15 protein-coding genes are annotated in these 16270 nt (G+C 63.7%); 10 read left to right on the top strand and 5 right to left on the bottom strand.

Going from position 1 to position 16270, the window contains the following annotated elements; genetic code table 11:
* The first annotated feature begins 175 nt into the window (after positions 1-175).
* Complete coding sequence (locus M8997_RS04700) at positions 176-1396, top strand: PLP-dependent aminotransferase family protein (RefSeq protein ID WP_250014178.1); 1221 nt, start codon at positions 176-178, stop codon at positions 1394-1396.
* An 82-nt stretch (positions 1397-1478) separates the two neighbouring features.
* On the opposite strand, the gene alaS is transcribed toward M8997_RS04700, so the two are convergent.
* Both alaS and recA read right to left on the bottom strand, forming a co-directional pair.
* Positions 1479-4133, bottom strand: coding sequence for an alanine--tRNA ligase (gene alaS, locus M8997_RS04695; protein ID WP_250014176.1), 2655 nt, complete (start codon positions 4131-4133; stop codon positions 1479-1481).
* Between the two features lie 355 nt (positions 4134-4488).
* Entirely contained in the window at positions 4489-5580 is a 1092-nt protein-coding gene (gene recA, locus M8997_RS04690) for a recombinase RecA (RefSeq protein WP_250014174.1), read from the bottom strand.
* Between the two features lie 302 nt (positions 5581-5882).
* Between recA and M8997_RS04685 the strand changes: the two genes are divergently transcribed.
* A complete protein-coding gene (locus M8997_RS04685; RefSeq protein WP_250014173.1) occupies positions 5883-6833 on the top strand; it encodes a carbohydrate kinase family protein in 951 nt (316 codons plus the stop codon).
* 8 nt (positions 6834-6841) lie between these two features.
* Complete coding sequence (locus M8997_RS04680) at positions 6842-7762, top strand: pseudouridine-5'-phosphate glycosidase (RefSeq protein ID WP_250014172.1); 921 nt, start codon at positions 6842-6844, stop codon at positions 7760-7762.
* A 56-nt stretch (positions 7763-7818) separates the two neighbouring features.
* Here M8997_RS04680 and M8997_RS04675 read toward each other — a convergent pair whose 3' ends face one another.
* The gene (locus tag M8997_RS04675) at positions 7819-8478 is read right to left on the bottom strand and encodes an OmpA family protein (RefSeq protein WP_250014171.1); all 660 of its coding nucleotides are present in this window, start codon (positions 8476-8478) and stop codon (positions 7819-7821) included.
* A 171-nt stretch (positions 8479-8649) separates the two neighbouring features.
* Here M8997_RS04675 and M8997_RS04670 point away from each other — a divergent pair, with 171 nt between their 5' ends.
* Positions 8650-9363, top strand: coding sequence for an SDR family oxidoreductase (locus M8997_RS04670; RefSeq protein ID WP_250014170.1), 714 nt, complete (start codon positions 8650-8652; stop codon positions 9361-9363).
* A 74-nt stretch (positions 9364-9437) separates the two neighbouring features.
* Here M8997_RS04670 and M8997_RS04665 read toward each other — a convergent pair whose 3' ends face one another.
* Positions 9438-10193, bottom strand: coding sequence for an SDR family NAD(P)-dependent oxidoreductase (locus M8997_RS04665; protein WP_250014169.1), 756 nt, complete (start codon positions 10191-10193; stop codon positions 9438-9440).
* Between the two features lie 144 nt (positions 10194-10337).
* Here M8997_RS04665 and M8997_RS04660 point away from each other — a divergent pair, with 144 nt between their 5' ends.
* A complete protein-coding gene (locus M8997_RS04660; protein WP_250014168.1) occupies positions 10338-10913 on the top strand; it encodes a TetR/AcrR family transcriptional regulator in 576 nt (191 codons plus the stop codon).
* Between the two features lie 13 nt (positions 10914-10926).
* Here the strand turns inward: M8997_RS04660 and M8997_RS04655 are convergent, their stop codons facing one another.
* Positions 10927-11631 carry a helix-turn-helix transcriptional regulator gene (locus tag M8997_RS04655; RefSeq protein ID WP_250014165.1) on the bottom strand — a complete coding sequence of 235 codons (705 nt, stop codon included), beginning with the start codon at positions 11629-11631 and terminating at the stop codon, positions 10927-10929.
* A gap of 209 nt (positions 11632-11840) precedes the next feature.
* Between M8997_RS04655 and M8997_RS04650 the strand changes: the two genes are divergently transcribed.
* The 5 genes from M8997_RS04650 (at position 11841) to M8997_RS04630 (ending at position 16202) form a co-directional block, all read left to right on the top strand.
* On the top strand, positions 11841-12800 hold the full coding sequence (locus tag M8997_RS04650) for a TAXI family TRAP transporter solute-binding subunit (protein ID WP_250014163.1): 960 nt from the start codon (positions 11841-11843) through the stop codon (positions 12798-12800).
* 80 nt (positions 12801-12880) lie between these two features.
* The gene (locus tag M8997_RS04645) at positions 12881-14980 is read left to right on the top strand and encodes a TRAP transporter permease (protein WP_250014160.1); all 2100 of its coding nucleotides are present in this window, start codon (positions 12881-12883) and stop codon (positions 14978-14980) included.
* A 109-nt stretch (positions 14981-15089) separates the two neighbouring features.
* Entirely contained in the window at positions 15090-15455 is a 366-nt protein-coding gene (locus M8997_RS04640; protein WP_250014159.1) for a DUF1850 domain-containing protein, read from the top strand.
* 76 nt (positions 15456-15531) lie between these two features.
* Positions 15532-15858: an NIPSNAP family protein gene (locus M8997_RS04635; protein ID WP_250014158.1), complete on the top strand. Its 327-nt coding sequence runs from the start codon at positions 15532-15534 to the stop codon at positions 15856-15858.
* On the top strand, positions 15855-16202 hold the full coding sequence (locus tag M8997_RS04630; RefSeq protein ID WP_250014157.1) for an antibiotic biosynthesis monooxygenase: 348 nt from the start codon (positions 15855-15857) through the stop codon (positions 16200-16202). The genes M8997_RS04635 and M8997_RS04630 overlap by 4 nt, the downstream gene beginning before the upstream one ends.
* Positions 16203-16270: the final 68 nt, after the last annotated feature.

The following is a 16270-nucleotide window of genomic DNA, read 5'->3' as shown; positions in this document are numbered from 1 at the left end:
AGGATGGTCGGGCCCGATGCTCGACCATCCCTTTCCATACTGCCCGGGGCAATTGCAGCCCTGCCGCGTCGCCGCGACGCGCATCGAATCATACTCCCGTCATAAAATACGTCAGCAATATTGACTTATTCTCGGCTTTACGGTCGAGTGCTGTCATTCATCGGGAGGATTGCGAATGCGCAATGACAGATATTCCACGCGCGTCAACAAAATGAAGGCATCGGAGGTTCGCGAGCTGCTCAAGCTGCTCGATCAGCCGGACATCATCTCGTTTGCCGGCGGCATTCCGGACCCGGCCCTCTTCCCGAAGGACGCCATCAAGGAAGCCTACAGCGCCCTGCTCGACGAAAATGCCGGCGCCGCGCTGCAATATTCCGTGAGCGAGGGCTATCGCCCGCTGCGCGAATGGCTGGCGGCGCACATGGCCTCGCTCGGCGTCGCCTGCAGCATCGACAATATCGTCATCACAACGGGTTCGCAGCAGGCACTCGACTATCTCGGCAAGCTGTTCATTTCGCCGGGCGATACGATCCTCACCACCTGGCCGACCTATCTCGGCGCGCTGCAGGCATTCAATGCCTATGAGCCGCATTACGACCGGCTCAGCCCGCATGGCAACATGACGCCGGATATCTATCGCCAGCACGCCACGACGCTCGGCGGCGAGGTCAAGCTTGCCTATCTCACCGCCGATTTCTGCAATCCGACCGGCGAAACGCTTGGCAGGGAGGAGCGTCTGCGGCTGGTCGATCTGGCTCACGAACTGGACATTCCGCTGATCGAGGACGCCGCCTATCAGGCCTTGCGCTTCGACGGCGAGAGGATCGCCCCGATGCTGGCGCTCGACATCGAGAAGCATGGCGGCATCGAAAACAGCCGCGTGATCTATTCCGGCAGTTTCTCCAAGACGCTGACGCCGGGAATGCGCGTCGGCTGGGTGTGCGCGGCAAAGCCGATCATCGGCAAGCTGGTCCTGATCAAGCAGGCGGCCGATCTTCATAGCCCGACGATCAACCAGATGGTCATTCACCGGGTGGCTGAGAAGCATTTCGACGAGCAGGTCGAGAAGGCCTGCACCGCCTATCGAAACCGCCGGGACCTGCTGCTGGCGGCGCTTGAGAGATATATGCCCGCCGGCGTGAGCTGGACCCGGCCCGAGGGCGGCATGTTCGTCTGGCTGACCTTGCCGGAAGCACTGGACGGGGCGGCGCTGCTGGCGCAATCGATCGAGGAGATCCGCGTCGCTTTCGTGCCGGGCGCGGCGTTCCATGCGGATGGCAGCGGGCGCAACACCATAAGGCTGAACTTTTCATTGCCCGGTGCCGAGGCCATCGACACCGGCATGGCGCGTCTCGGAGAACTGATCGGCCGGCAACTGCGTTCCGAAGCGGCCTGATCGCCCGTCCCGGATCGTCCTGTCTGGCCGGGACTCCGGCGGCGGCAGGACGCCTCCCGCCGCGAGCCGCCGCGCGTTCAGATCAGGCAGCGAGCGCCGAGCGAACGGCGGCAACCGCCTCTTCCGCCTTGCTGCCATCCGGTCCGCCGGCCTGTGCCATATCGGGACGACCGCCGCCGCCGGCACCGCCAAGCGTGGCAGAAGCGACGCGCACGAGATCGACGGCGCTGTATTTGCCGACGAGATCGTCGGTGACGCCGACCACCGCGCTGGCCTTGCCATCTTCCGAGACGCCGATGAAGACCACCACGCCGGAGCCGACCGATGACTTGGCTTCGTCCGCGAGCGGCTTCAGGTCGCGTGGACTGACGCCGGTAACCACCTTGCCGATGAAGCCGACGCCATTGACCTCTTCGGCGGCGCTTCCGCCACCGGAGCCGCCAAGCGCCAATTGCCGGCGGGCCTCGGTCAATTCCCGCTCCAGCTTGCGCCGCTCCTCGATCAGGGCATTGACGCGGTTCAAGGCCTCGGCCGGAGTCGATTTCAATGCGCCCGCGATCGATTTGAGGCGATCATCCTGCTCTTCGAGATAGCGGCGGGCCGCCTCGCCGGTCAGCGCTTCGAGGCGCCGCACGCCGGACGCGACCGCACCTTCCGAGACCACCCGGATAAGCCCGATATCACCGGTGGCGCGCACATGGGTGCCGCCGCAGAGCTCGGTCGAATAGATCTTGCCGGCCTTTTCGCCGTGCAGCGCCGTTCCCATCGAAACCACGCGCACCTCATCGCCATACTTTTCGCCGAAGAGCGCCATGGCTCCCTCGGCAATGGCGTCGTCCACCGCCATCAGGCGCGTCGTCACCGGCGCATTCTGCAACACGATCTCATTGGCCAGGTCTTCGATGGCCGCGAGTTCCCCGTCGGTGATCGGCTTCGGATGCGAGAAATCGAACCGCAGGCGATCGGGCGCGACGAGTGAACCCTTCTGCGCCACATGCGTGCCGAGCGTCTCGCGCAGCGCCTCATGCAGGAGATGGGTGGCCGAATGGTTGGAGCGGATGCGGGTGCGGCGCTGATGATCGACCGCGAGTTCGACAGTCGCGCCATTCCTGACGCTGCCCTTCTCTACGGTGCCGATATGCACGAACACGCCATCATTCTTCTTCTGCGTGTCCGATATGCGAATGCTGAAGCCCTCGCCCGAAATCACGCCGGTATCGCCCTGCTGGCCGCCCGATTCGCCATAGAACGGCGTCTGGTTGACCACGATCGAGACCGGTTCGCCCTCGTTTGCGCTTTCCACGATCGAGCCGTTCTGGACGATGGCCTGGATGATGCCCTCGGCCTTCTCCGTCTCGTAACCGAGAAATTCGGTCGCCCCCGCCTTGTCGCGAACCGAGAACCACACGGTTTCCGTCGCTGTTTCGCCGGAACCGGCCCAATTGGCGCGCGCCTCCGCCTTCTGTCGCTGCATGGCCGCATCGAACGCTTCGGTATCGACGCCAATGCCGCGCTGGCGCAGGGCATCCTGCGTCAGGTCGAGCGGAAAACCATAGGTGTCATAGAGCTTGAAGGCGGTCTCGCCGTCGAGCCGGTCGCCCTCGCCCAGATTGTCCGTCGCCTCGCCAAGCAGGCCGAGGCCGCGTTCCAGCGTCTTGCGGAACCGCGTCTCCTCGAGCTTCAGCGTCTCCGAGATCAGCGCTTCGGCGCGGATGAGTTCCGGATAGGCCTGCCCCATCTCGCGCACCAGCGTCGGCAGCAGCCGCCACATCAACGGGTCGCGCGCGCCCAGAAGCTGGGCATGGCGCATGGCGCGACGCATGATGCGGCGCAGCACATAGCCGCGCCCCTCATTGGACGGCAGGACACCGTCGGCGATCAGGAAGCTTGCCGAACGCAGATGATCGGCGATGACGCGATGGCTGGCGCGGAACTTGCCTTCCGCCTTGACGCCCGTCTCGTCCTCCGACGCCCGGATCAGGCTGCGGAACAGATCGATATCGTAATTGTCGTGCACGCCCTGCAGCACCGCGGCCACCCGCTCGAGGCCCATGCCGGTATCGATCGACGGACGCGGCAGATCGATGCGCTGCTCCTTCGTCACCTGCTCGAACTGCATGAAGACCAGGTTCCATATCTCGATGAAACGGTCGCCATCCTCATCGGCGCTGCCGGGCGGACCACCCCAGATATCCTCGCCATGATCGTAGAATATCTCCGAACAGGGGCCGCAGGGACCGGTATCGCCCATCGCCCAGAAATTGTCGCTGGTCGCGATCCTGATGATGCGCTCGTCCGGCAGGCCGGCGATCTTCTTCCACAGATCGGCCGCGGCATGATCGGTGTGGTAGACGGTGACGAGCAGCTTCTCGCTCGCCAGCCCATATTCCCTGGTGATGAGGTTCCATGCGAGATGAATGGCCTCTTCCTTGAAATAATCGCCGAAGGAGAAATTTCCGAGCATCTCGAAGAAAGTGTGATGCCGCGCCGTATAGCCGACATTGTCGAGGTCATTGTGCTTGCCGCCGGCACGGACGCATTTCTGTGACGTGGTGGCGCGGCTATAGGGCCGCTGCTCCATGCCGGTGAAGACATTCTTGAACTGCACCATGCCGGAATTGGTGAACATCAAGGTCGGGTCATTGCGCGGGACAAGCGGGCTCGACGCCACGATTTCATGGCCGTTCTTCTTGAAATAATTCAGAAATATCGACCGTATCTCATTGACGCCACTCATGCCCGCTGCCTTCTGACTCTTCTTCGACGTGAAACCATGCTCCCGACCCGAAACGGCGGGAGAAATAACGATCCGCTTGTAGCGACAGGTCCACGACCTGTCCAGAAAATCCCGAGCAGCGGGGTAAAACCTTCAAGCCTGAGAGCCCGTCGAACCACACATCATGTCGAATGCAGCCCTCGAAATAGGGCTGCACCATGATAGTGCGTGCTTCGTGGTTCGGCAGGCTCGCCAAGCTCAGTATGAGGGAGGTTGGCTCAGCGTGGGGGAAATCGGGGATCGCAGGGATACAGGAACACCACAAAAAAGGCCCGCTGCGGTACAGCGGGCCTTTCAGTGAATCCACTACGACCGATCAGGCCTCGGCAACATCCGGGCCGTCATCCTCCACATCGCCGGGTCCCTTGTCGAGCATCTGCTCGGCGATGAGGCCGGCATTCTGGCGCAGCGCCAGCTCGATCTCATTGGCGATCTCGGGATTTTCCTTGAGGAACAGCTTGGCATTGTCACGGCCCTGGCCGAGACGCTGCGAATTATAGGAGAACCAGGAGCCGGACTTCTCGACGATGCCGGCCTTGACGCCAAGATCGACGAGTTCACCCGTCTTGGAGACGCCCTCGCCATACATGATGTCGAACTCGACCTGCTTGAAGGGCGGCGCAAGCTTGTTCTTCACGACCTTGACGCGGGTCTGGTTGCCGACGACCTCGTCGCGCTCCTTCAGCGAGCCGATGCGGCGAATGTCGAGGCGCACCGAGGCGTAGAACTTCAGCGCATTGCCGCCTGTCGTCGTTTCGGGCGAGCCGAACATGACGCCGATCTTCATGCGGATCTGATTGATGAAGATGACCATGCAGTTCGAACGCGAGATCGAGGCCGTCAGCTTGCGCAGCGCCTGGCTCATCAGGCGTGCCTGGAGGCCGGGCAGCGAATCGCCCATCTCGCCCTCGATTTCGGCGCGCGGCGTCAGGGCGGCGACCGAATCCACCACCAGGACATCGATGGCGCCGGAGCGAACCAGCGTGTCGGTGATCTCAAGCGCCTGCTCGCCCGTATCCGGCTGCGAAATCAAGAGGTTTTCGAGATCGACGCCAAGCTTGCGGGCATAGACCGGATCAAGCGCGTGCTCGGCATCGACGAAGGCGCAGATGCCGCCCTTCTTCTGTGCCTCGGCAATCGTATGCAGCGCGAGCGTCGTCTTGCCCGAGCTTTCAGGCCCGTAGATCTCGACAATGCGCCCCTTGGGCAATCCACCGACGCCGAGAGCAATATCGAGCGACAGCGAACCCGTCGGCACCGTCTCGATCTCGACCACCTGCTCATTGCGTCCAAGCCGCATGATCGAGCCCTTACCAAAGGACCGTTCAATCTGCGACAAAGCCGCATCCAGCGCTTTCGTTTTATCCACCGAATTACCCTCAACCAACCGCAAAGAATTTTGAGCCATGTTACACCACCCCTGTGAGTTCGATGAAGTCCGGATGTTCCGATCTGTGAACTTATTTGTATCTGTTTTGTTCTCAAATGACAAGGGTACCAAACCATTGATATAAAACGATAACTGAATTTTGTTCTATTAATGTTCCAGTTTTCGCCTGCACCGCCTACGATCAAATGCCGCGGCGTGCAACCGGCTCGCTCGCAGGGAATTGCGAACGGGTTTCCGAATCGCCCTCGATTGCGCGGCGCGTCGCGGCACGGTAGAGGAACTGCGCAGCGCACCATTTTTCACCGGACCATCAACCCACCATGGCAAAATCTCCCAAACCGCTGCTGTTTGCAGTTGGCGGCGCCCATCTCGATCGCCGCGGGCAAAGCAGCGTTCCCTTCATTCCAGGCGCGTCGAATCCCGGAACGATGCGCGAAGAGGCCGGCGGCGGCGTGTTCAATGCGCTGCGGCTCACGGTCCAGCGCGGCGTGGCGGCGGAACTCCTGTCGATTCGTGGCGGCGATCCCGCCGGTGCGATGGTGGCCGCAGCGATCGACGCAGCCGGGATCATCGACAGTTCCGCGATCTTCATGGACCGCGCGACGCCGAGCTATACCGCCATACTGGACGAGCGCGGAGATGTCGTCGCCGCCATTGCCGATATGGCGCTCTATGAATTGGCGCTGCCCCGGCAATTGCGGCGCCGCAAGGTGCGCGATGCGATCGGACGGGCGCAGGCGGTGTTCTGCGACGCCAACCTTCCCTCCGAGGCGCTGCAATATCTCGCCGGCCTCTGCGCCGGCAAGGCGCTCTATGCGCTTGCCATATCGCCGGCCAAGATCCAGCGCATGCTGCCCGTATTCCCGCACCTCTCCTGCCTGTTCATGAACCGGCGCGAGGCGCTGGCATTGACCGGCCTGCCCGGCGATGCGCCGCCTGCCGAACTTCACCGCAGCCTCGCCGGCAAGGGCCTCCGATGCGCCTTCGTTTCCGATGGCGGGGCGGCGGCACTTGGCTATTCGGCCGGGGGCGCCTTTACGATCCAGCCGCCGGAAGTCGACGCGATTGCCGATGTCACCGGCGCCGGCGACGCCCTTGCGGGGGCGACGATCGCGGCACTGCTGCGCGGCGCGGCGTTTTCCGCCGCCTGCCGGGAGGGCCTCGCCGCATCGATGCTGACGGTGCAGACCCACTCCGCCAGCCCAAGCTTCTCCCCATCACAATTCGCCGCCGCGATCGCCGCAGTGCCGCCGGCGGAACCTCTTGCATAAGGAAAGACATGATGAACGCCCTCAATCCATTCATAGACATTGCCGAGGAGGTGAAATCCGCCCTCGCCACCGGCCGCGCCGTCGTTGCCCTCGAAAGCACGATCATCACCCATGGCATGCCCTACCCGGAAAACAGCCGCATGGCCGCCAATGTGGAGGCGATCATCCGCGAGGAAGGCGCCGTGCCCGCAACCATCGCCATCATCGACGGTCGCATCAAGATCGGCCTGACCGACGCCGAGCGCGAGGCCCTGGCGCAGGTCAAGGGCGCGATGAAGCTTTCCCGCGCCGATCTCGCCTTCGCCCTGTCGCAGAAGCGGACGGGCGGCACCACCGTGGCCGCCACCATGCTGGCGGCGCAGCTCGCCGGCATCAAGGTTTTCGCCACCGGCGGCATTGGCGGCGTCCACAAGGGCGCCGAGACGAGCTTCGACATCTCGGCCGATCTCGAGGAGCTGGGGCGCACGCCCGTCATCGTGGTCTCGGCCGGCGCCAAGGCAATCCTGGATGTTGAGAAAACGCTGGAAGTGCTTGAAACAAAAGGCGTTCCCGTCGTGGTCTACGGGTCTGACACCTTCCCTGCCTTCTGGTCGCGCCAGTCACCGCTGAAGGCACCCCTGCGCCTTGACGATGCGGCGGAGATAGCCGCGTTCCAGCAGGCGCGCGAAGCCATCGGCATTGTCGGCGGCATGCTGATCGCCAATCCGATTCCCGAGGCGAGCGAGATTCCGGCGGAAATCATGGCCGGTCACATCCGCGAGGCGCTGGCCCGCGCCGAACGGGACGGGATTTCCGGCAAGGCGGTCACGCCCTATCTGCTGGCTGCAATGCTGGACATCACCAAGGGCGAAAGCCTGGTGGCGAACATTGCGCTCGTCGAGAACAATGCCCGCCTCGGCGCGAAGATAGCGCTGTCCCTCGCCGGCTAGCGCTCGAAAAACCTGACATCAGCCATGGCGGCCGATGTCAAATTCGTTCCGCTATACTAGGTGAGCGGCGAGATCTGGATTTCCACGCGGCGGTTCTGAGCCTTGCCCGCTTCCGTCGCGTTGGTGGCCACGGGCTCGGTCGGGCCGTAGCCGCGAACGTCGAAGCGGCGATTGTCGATGCCCTGCTGCGTCAGGTAATTGGAAACGGAGAGCGCGCGGCGCTCGGAAAGCAGCTGGTTGTGCTGCATGCTGCCGGTCGAATCCGTATGACCGGCGACATCCACGATGGTGCGGTCGAACTTGCGCAGCACGGCTGCAACGGAGCCGAGCGTGCCGTAGAATTCCGGCTTCACCCGGTCCTCATCGGTGTTGAACGTGATGTTGGACGGCATGTTCAGGATGATGCGGTCGCCCTCGCGCGTCACCGAAACGCCGGTTCCCTGCAGCTGGGCGCGCAGTTCTGCTTCCTGGCGATCCATGTAATTGCCGATCGCGCCGCCGCTGAGCGCACCGATGCCCGCGCCGATCAGCGCGGCGTTCCTGCCGGATTTTCCGCCACCGCCGACCGCGAGACCACCGAGAGCGCCAACGCCGGCGCCGATCAGCGCACCGCCGGCCGTGTTCGACATCTTCTGCTGGCCCGTATAGGGATCGGTGGTCGTGCAGCCCGCGAGAAACGTCGCCGCCAGGCAGCCAATGGCAAATCTTTTCAACATGGAATCAGTCCCCGTTCGATGGTGGCCGAGTTATACAACGGATTCGGGCAAAAAATGGATGGCATTCGACAAGCATTCAATTTGATTGACCGTTGCACAAATCGAATTCGTTTGCGGCAGCGAGCCAGTCTGAAACATCATGGCCATCCGACATCAATGGAGAGCAGTGACATGAACGACGAAAATCAGGCACCGGTAGCGATCATCACGGGCGGCGGACGCGGCATGGGCGCGGCCATAGCGCGGGAATTGCATGCGCGCGGCTATCGGCTCGGCCTGATGTCGCCATCGGGCAGCGCCGTGGAGCTTGCCGGCGAGCTTGGCGGCGTCGGCATCAAGGGTTCGGCCGGCGAGGCAGCCGACCTCGAGGCACTGGTGGCGAAGACGGCCGAGGCCTATGGCCGCATCGATGCGGTCGTCAACCATACGGGCCATCCGCCAAAAGGCGATCTCGTCGATATCACCGACGAAAACTGGGCGCTCGGCAATGATCTGATGGTGACGAGCGTCGTGCGCATGGCGCGGCTGGTCACGCCCTACATGCTGAGGCAGGGCAAGGGCGCCTGGGTGAACATCACCACTTTTGCCGCTTTCGAGCCGAGCCTCGTCTTTCCGGTATCCTGCGTCTACCGCGCGGCGATCGGCGCCTATACCAAGCTCTACGCCGATCGCTACGGCGCGGACAATATCCGCATGAACGCGCTCCTGCCGGGTTTCGTCGACAGCCTCGACCACAAGCCCGGCACGGAAAACGCAGTGCCGATGAAACGCCTCGGCTCGACGCAGGAGATCGCCAGGACCGCCGCTTTCCTGCTTTCGGACGATGCCGGCTATATCACCGGCCAGAACATCCGCGTCGATGGCGGCCTCACCAAGCACGTGTGAGGGCCACTTCGCTCCACTGAACCCCGAGATGGAGGGAGTGGTGCCCCACCCCCTCCACGAATCGCCAGAAGCGCTCAGACCTGCAGGCCGCCGGCCACGTCGATCACTCCGCCGGTGATATAGCCGCCGTTCGGCCCGGCGAGGAATGTGACGAGGGCGGATACTTCCTCGAGCGTGGCGATCCGGCGGATCGGATGCAGGTCCATGATGGCGTCCGGGAGCTTGTCGCGCACCTCGGCGGCCATGTCCGTCGGCATGATGCCGGGCTGCACTATGTTGACGGTGATGTTGCGCCCGCCAAGATCGCGCGCGACGCCCTTGGCATAGCCGGCGATCGCCGACTTGGTGCCGGCATAATCGGCAACGCCGGCGAACGGAATGCGGCTGCCGAGGAGCGAGCCGATGAAGATGATGCGGCCGCCATCCGGCAATACCGCCGCCGCCGCGCGCGTCGTCGCCACGGCGCCCATGACGTTGACCTGCCATTGGTGATCGAGATTGACCGTATCGAGCTCCGGATCGTCGACCGTCCTGCCCTGCACCGCGATCGCGGCATTGTTGACGAGGATGTCGAGCTTGCCGAAATGCGCAACCACCTTTTCGACCAGCGGCCTCGCGGCGGCCGTATCGGCCTGGTCGCTGCGGACCGCCAGGGCCCGCACACCTTTCGCCTTCAGCCTTTCAACCACGGCCTCGGCCTTTTCCGCCGACGCGACGTAGCTGATCGCAACGTCCGCACCCTCATCGGCAAGCGCTTCGGCAATGGCTGCGCCAAGCCCGCGCGAACCGCCGGTGACCAGTGCAACCTTGCCCTTCAATAGATTCGACATGATGGATTTCCTTGTTGGATCAGCGTCTCCGGAACAGCTGATGGGTTTCATAACGACCGTTATTGTAACGACTGGTATGAAATATGGACAAGTGCTGTCAAGTGGTTTATTAACGGTCGTTATGAAAAAGGCTGGATTGGGCTGATGGGCCGGCATCGCGAATTCGACGTGGAAAAAGCACTGGAGGCAGCGCTGTGCGTCTTCTGGCGCAAGGGCTATGAGGGCGCCTCCTATGCCGATCTCACGGAAGCGACCGGCGTGGAACGGCCTGCGCTCTATTCGGCCTTCGGCAACAAGGAAGCGCTGTTTCGCAAGGCGCTGGACCGTTATTACGAGCGCTACCTCGATTTCATCCCGGCAGCGCTGCAGATGCCCACGGCCCGCTCAGTGGCGGCGCATGTCCTTTATAATGCGGTGGATCTCAATACGCGCTACCCCGCGCATCGCGGCTGCCTCGGCATCAATGGCGCGCTGGCGGGATCGGACGAGGCGGAGCCTATCCGGCAGGCGCTGATCGACGCCCGCGCGGTCGGCGAGGTGCAATTGCGCGAGCGTTTCGAACGCGCCAGGGCCGAGGGAGACCTGCCGGAAACCGCGAGGCCCGCGGCTCTTGCCGCGTTCATCCTGGCTGTTTCCCACGGCATCGCAGTGCAGGCCAAGGCCGGTTTCAGCCGCGAAATGCTGGAGGCAGTGGCCGAGCAGGCGCTCTCCAGTCTTTAACGCTCCCCCGCACTCACATCTCCACCGCATCCAGTGTCACGCCGAATGTCTCGCGCAGCTGGCGCCGTCCGTTCGGCGTGACCGAAACCGCGCGCGTGCCTTCGATCCGCCGGACCCAGCCCCGGTCGAAACAATGGCTGCAAAGCGCTGCGCCCAGCGCGCCGGCGAGGTGCGGGCGGCGCTCGCTCCAGTCGAGGCACGGCCGGCAGAGGATGCGGCCGCGTTTCGCCATCGCATCGGCGTCGAGCCCGGCATTGCGCAGCAGGGCAAGCCCGCTCGCGGTGATCTCGGCCGCATCGCCATTGAACTCCAGATGCCCGTCGCGCGCCAGCGAATCGGCGATGGAAACGCCGAGATGCCCGGCCAGGTGATCGTAGCAGGTGCGCCCTGCCCGCAGCGCCGCATCGCGCGGCCCGGTCCTGACGCTCCTCGCCGGGGCCGGCGGCGCCGCCAGCTGCATGATGCTCTCGATCATCTGCGCGACGGCGGCCGAAGCGAGCCGGTGATAGCGGTGCCGGCCCTGCTTCTCGACGGTGAGAAGCCCGGCATCGGTCATCCGGGTCAGATGGCTGCTGGCGGTTTGCGCGGTTATCCCGGCCAGTTGCGCCAGTTCGGATGCGGTCAGGGCGCGGCCGTCCATCAGGCCGTAGAGCATGCTGGCCCGGCCGGGATCTCCGGCAAGGGCGGCGATTTCGGCGAAGCGCGCAGTGTTGGCCATGGGGTCGGTTCCTTCGATTGTCGCTGGATCATGCAACGGCCCGGTTCGAAATGCTTCGAAGCCCGCCGAACTATCCACAGCACCGGATGCTGGGGCAATCTGTGCGGTGAGGCAAATAAAAGGTTGGCAAATTTTCATCTGCCACTAACAATGCCCGTCCAAAGCGGGGGCCGGAATGGCCGGCGCCGCATATAAGGTTGGGAGGCCTCATGTTGCAGATCAAGTCCAGATTGCTTGCCGCAGGCGCGGTCGTGCTGTCGATGGGAATGTCCACATTGACCGCGAATGCGGCGGAATTCATCAATGTCCTCACCGGCGGGACCTCCGGCGTCTATTATCCGCTCGGCGTCGCGCTGTCGGAAATCTACGGCCAGGGCATCGAGGGCGCCCGCACGCAGGTGCAGGCGACCAAGGCATCGGTCGAGAACCTCAATCTGCTGCAGCAGGGCAAGGGCGAGATCGGCTTCGCGCTGGCGGATTCGGTCAAGCTCGGCTGGGAAGGCAACCAGGAAGCCGGCTTCCCCGCCAAGCTCGACAAGCTCCGCGCCATCGCGGCCATCTATCCGAACTACATCCAGATCGTCGCGAGCAAGGATTCGGGCGTCAAGACCATTGCCGACCTCAAGGGCAAGTCGCTCTCCGTCGGCGCCCCGGCTTCCGGCACCGAGCTCAATGCCCGCTCGATCTTCGATGCGTTGGGCATGACCTACAAGGATCTGGGCAAGATCGAATATCTTCCCTTCGCCGAATCGGTCGAGCTGATCAAGAACCGGCAATTGGACGCGACATTGCAATCGGCGGGCCTCGGCGTCGCCTCGATCCGCGATCTCGCCACCTCGCTGCCGATCAACGTGGTCGCAGTGCCGGCCGAAACCGTTGCCAAGATCGGCGCGCCCTATCTTTCGGTAGTCATCCCGGCCGGCACCTATGACGGCCAGACGGAAGACGTGCCGACCGCCGCCGTCGGCAATATCCTCGTCTCGCATGACGGCGTTTCCGAGGAGACCGCCTACCAGATGACCAAGCTGCTGTTCGAAAACGTCGAAAAGCTCGCCTCGTCCCATGCGGCGGCGAAGGCGATCAAGCTCGAGAACGCCACCGCCGGCCTGCCGATACCGCTGCATCCGGGTGCCGAACGCTACTACAAGGAAAAAGGCATCCTGAAATAAGCAGAATATTCGGGATTTCCGCCGCTTTCCATCGGGCAGGCGGCGGAAGCCATTCGTAAATACCGGTGCGGGGGAGCAAGATGGTACAGAAGGCAGAGCAGCAGGCACAGCACGAAGAGGAAATCATCGAGGGCCTGCCCGAAGGTTTCGGCAGCGGGCTTTCGGGAAGGATCGCCTATGGTATCGCGATCTGCTTCTCGCTGTTCCAGCTCTATCTTGCCGCCTATGGCAATCTGCCGAGCCAGGTGCAGCGCGCCATGCATGTCGGCTTCCTGTTGCTGCTCGGCTTCGTGCTGCTCGGAAACCTGCGGGCGCAGACCAGCTGGGGCAAGGCGGTGCTGTGGCTCCTCGGCATCATCGGCTTCGGCACCGGCCTCTATAACTGGATATTCTATTTTCCACTGATCCAGCGCTCCGGCTTTCTCAATCCGGTCGACCTGACCGTCGGCGCCATTCTCATCGTTCTGGTGTTCGAAGCGGCGCGGCGGCTGATGGGCCTGCCGCTCGCCATCATCGCCGGGCTCTTCCTGCTCTATTCCCTCACCGGGCAATATCTGCCTGATCCCTTCGTGCATCGCGGCTATACGGTCGAGCAGATCATCGACCATTTCGCCTTCGGCACAGAAGGTATCTACGGCACGCCGGTCTATGTCTCGGCCGCCTATATCTTCATCTTCGTCGTCTTCGCCGCCTTTCTCGAGCGGGCGGGCATGATCGCCCTGTTCAACGATTTCGCCCTCGGCCTCGTCGGCGGCGTTCGCGGCGGCCCGGCTCAGGTCTGCGTGCTCTCGTCGGCGCTGATGGGAACGATTTCCGGCTCCGGCGTCGCCAATGTCGTCGCCAGCGGCCAGTTCACCATTCCGCTGATGAAGCGCTTCGGCTTCCGTTCGGCCTTTGCCGGCGGCGTCGAAGCCACCTCGTCCATGGGCGGCCAGATCATGCCGCCGGTCATGGGCGCCGTGGCCTTCATCATGGCCGAAACGCTGAACGTGCCCTATGCCGAAGTGGTCAAGGCCGCGCTCATTCCCGCCTTTCTCTATTTCGGCGCCTGTTTCTGGATGGTCTATCTCGAATCCGGCAAAAGCGGCCTCAAGGGCATGGACAAGGCGAGCCTGCCCAATCCGTGGGCGGCGGTGCGCGAACACTGGCCGCTGGTCCTGCCACTCGCGGCGCTCGTCTACCTGCTCTTTGCGGGCTATACGCCGATCTTCGCCGGCACGATGGGACTGGCGCTGACGATCGTCCTCATCCTCGGCACGCCGCTCGCGGCGCTGATCGGGCCGATGGCGTTCCGCATCGTGTTCTGGATCGCGCTCGGCCTCGGGGCCGCGGCCTTCCTCAAATATGGCGTCAATATTCTCGTGCTGGTGCTCGGCGGGCTGATTCTCGCCTGCCTGCTCTTCAAGGGCGGGCGCGAGACCCTGGTGATCTGCCGCGATTCGCTGGCCGAGGGCGCGAAGAACGCCCTGCCCGTCGGCATAGCCTGCGCCATTGTCGGCATCGTCATCGGCACGCTGACGCTGACAGGCATCGCCTCCACCTTCATCGGCGCGATCATCAGCATCGGCAAGGACAATCTGTTCCTTTCGCTGGTCCTGACCATGCTGACCTGCCTCGTTCTCGGCATGGGCATCCCGACGATCCCCAATTACATCATCACCTCCTCGCTGGCCGGCCCGGCGCTGCTGGAACTCGGCGTGCCGCTGCTCGTCAGCCACATGTTCGTGTTCTATTTCGGCATCATGGCCGACCTGACGCCGCCGGTGGCCCTCGCCGCCTTCGCCGCCGCGCCCATGGCCAAGACTTCGGGCATGAAGATCGCCATCCAGGCGTCCAAGCTCGCCATCGCCGGCTTCGTGGTGCCGTTCATGGCCGTCTATACGCCGGCGCTCATGCTGCAGGATGCCGGGCCGATGGCGGCGACGTTCGGCTATCCGGTGGAGGTCGTCTATATCCTGATCAAGGCCTGCCTCGGCATCGTCCTGTTCGGCGCGGCGGTCGTCGGCTTCCTCAAGACCCATCTCGCCATCTGGGAGCGGATCGTCGCCGCCGCAGCCGCCGGGCTGCTGGTGCTGGCGCTGCCGCTCACCGACGAGGCCGGCTTCGCGCTCGCGGCGCTGTTGATCGGCCAGCATCTCTGGCGCGCACGCTCCACCCGCGACACGCTGCATCCCGCCTGACGGCCCCCGCCTCGGCCATGGGGTTGAAACCTTGCGCAAGCTGGACGAATATCCGTCCGGCAGCGGTTCATGATGTGCCGTCCCTGCCGAGCGAATGGAGTATCGCCTGATGAGCCTTTGCCTTCTTGCCGCCGGCAAAACAATCACCATTGCGGCGACTGCCTTCACGCTCTCCTGGACCCATTCGGTGGAAAAGACCCGCTGGCAGGAGAGCTGGACCGTCGGCGAGGAAGCGCTGCAGATCGTCGAGGCGCGCGTCAAGGGTTCGGGCGCCGGCATGGAACCGCCGCCCGGCTCCGAGCTGAAGGATGGCTGGTGGATATTCAAGCCCGACGTGCCGCCGCAGAAGAAGCTCGTCCTCGCCTCGTCCGGCACCACCTCCGCCGGCTGGGAATTCTGCGCCGCCGGCGACTGCCGCGAGATCGCGGCCGTCTCCGACGATCCGGTCAGCATCAAGGTCTGCCGCGAGGGGTGACACTTCGGCCATGGTCGAAGCATCCGGCCCTGCCGGCGGTCTAGGAGTGAGGTCGTTCCACAAACGGAGTGACCCGATGATTACCTGCTTCATCCGCTATGAGATCGACCCCTTCCAGAAGGAGGCGTTCGAGCAATATGCACAGAATTGGAACGAGGCCATCCCGCGGTGCGGCGCCGACCTGATCGGCTATTTCGCCCCGCATGAGGGCTCGGCGACCACGGCCTATGGTCTTTACGATATCGACGATCTCGCGGCCTATGAGCGATATCGCCTGCGCCTGCTGGCCGATCCGCTCGGCCGCGCCAATTACGAGTTTTCGCGGGAGCGCCGCTTCATCCGCCGGGAAGACCGCATCTTCCTGCGCCGGGTCGAAGGCCAGGGCCGGGAGGCGAAGCGATGATCGCCGTGATATTCGAAGTCGAACCCGCCGAGGGGCAAGGCCCGAGCTATTTCGAGACGGCCGCCGAACTGCGGCCGATTCTGGAAAAGATGGATGGTTTCATTTCAATGGAAAGGTTTCGAAGCCTGGCCAATGAAGGGCGCTATCTGTCGCTCTCCTTCTGGCGGGACGAGGCCTCAGTCGCGGCCTGGCGCAGCACGGAGGCGCACCGGGCCGCCCAGGCCGAGGGCCGCGCCGGCATATTTGCCGACTATCGGCTTCGGGTTGCGGCCGTCATGCGCGATTACGGCCTGCGTGCGCGCGATGAAGCGCCGCTCGATTCGCGGACAATTCATTATGCCTGAACGTGACCGCCATGGTTGCGTTGGGCACAAGCCGGTCCCGGGCCCCGCATATAGTGGCGTTCGGGACG

The sequence above is a fragment of the Phyllobacterium sp. 21LDTY02-6 genome (assembly GCF_023554255.2).
Classification (GTDB): Bacteria; Pseudomonadota; Alphaproteobacteria; order Rhizobiales; family Rhizobiaceae; genus Phyllobacterium.
This window is presented reverse-complemented; position numbering and strand designations above follow the sequence as displayed.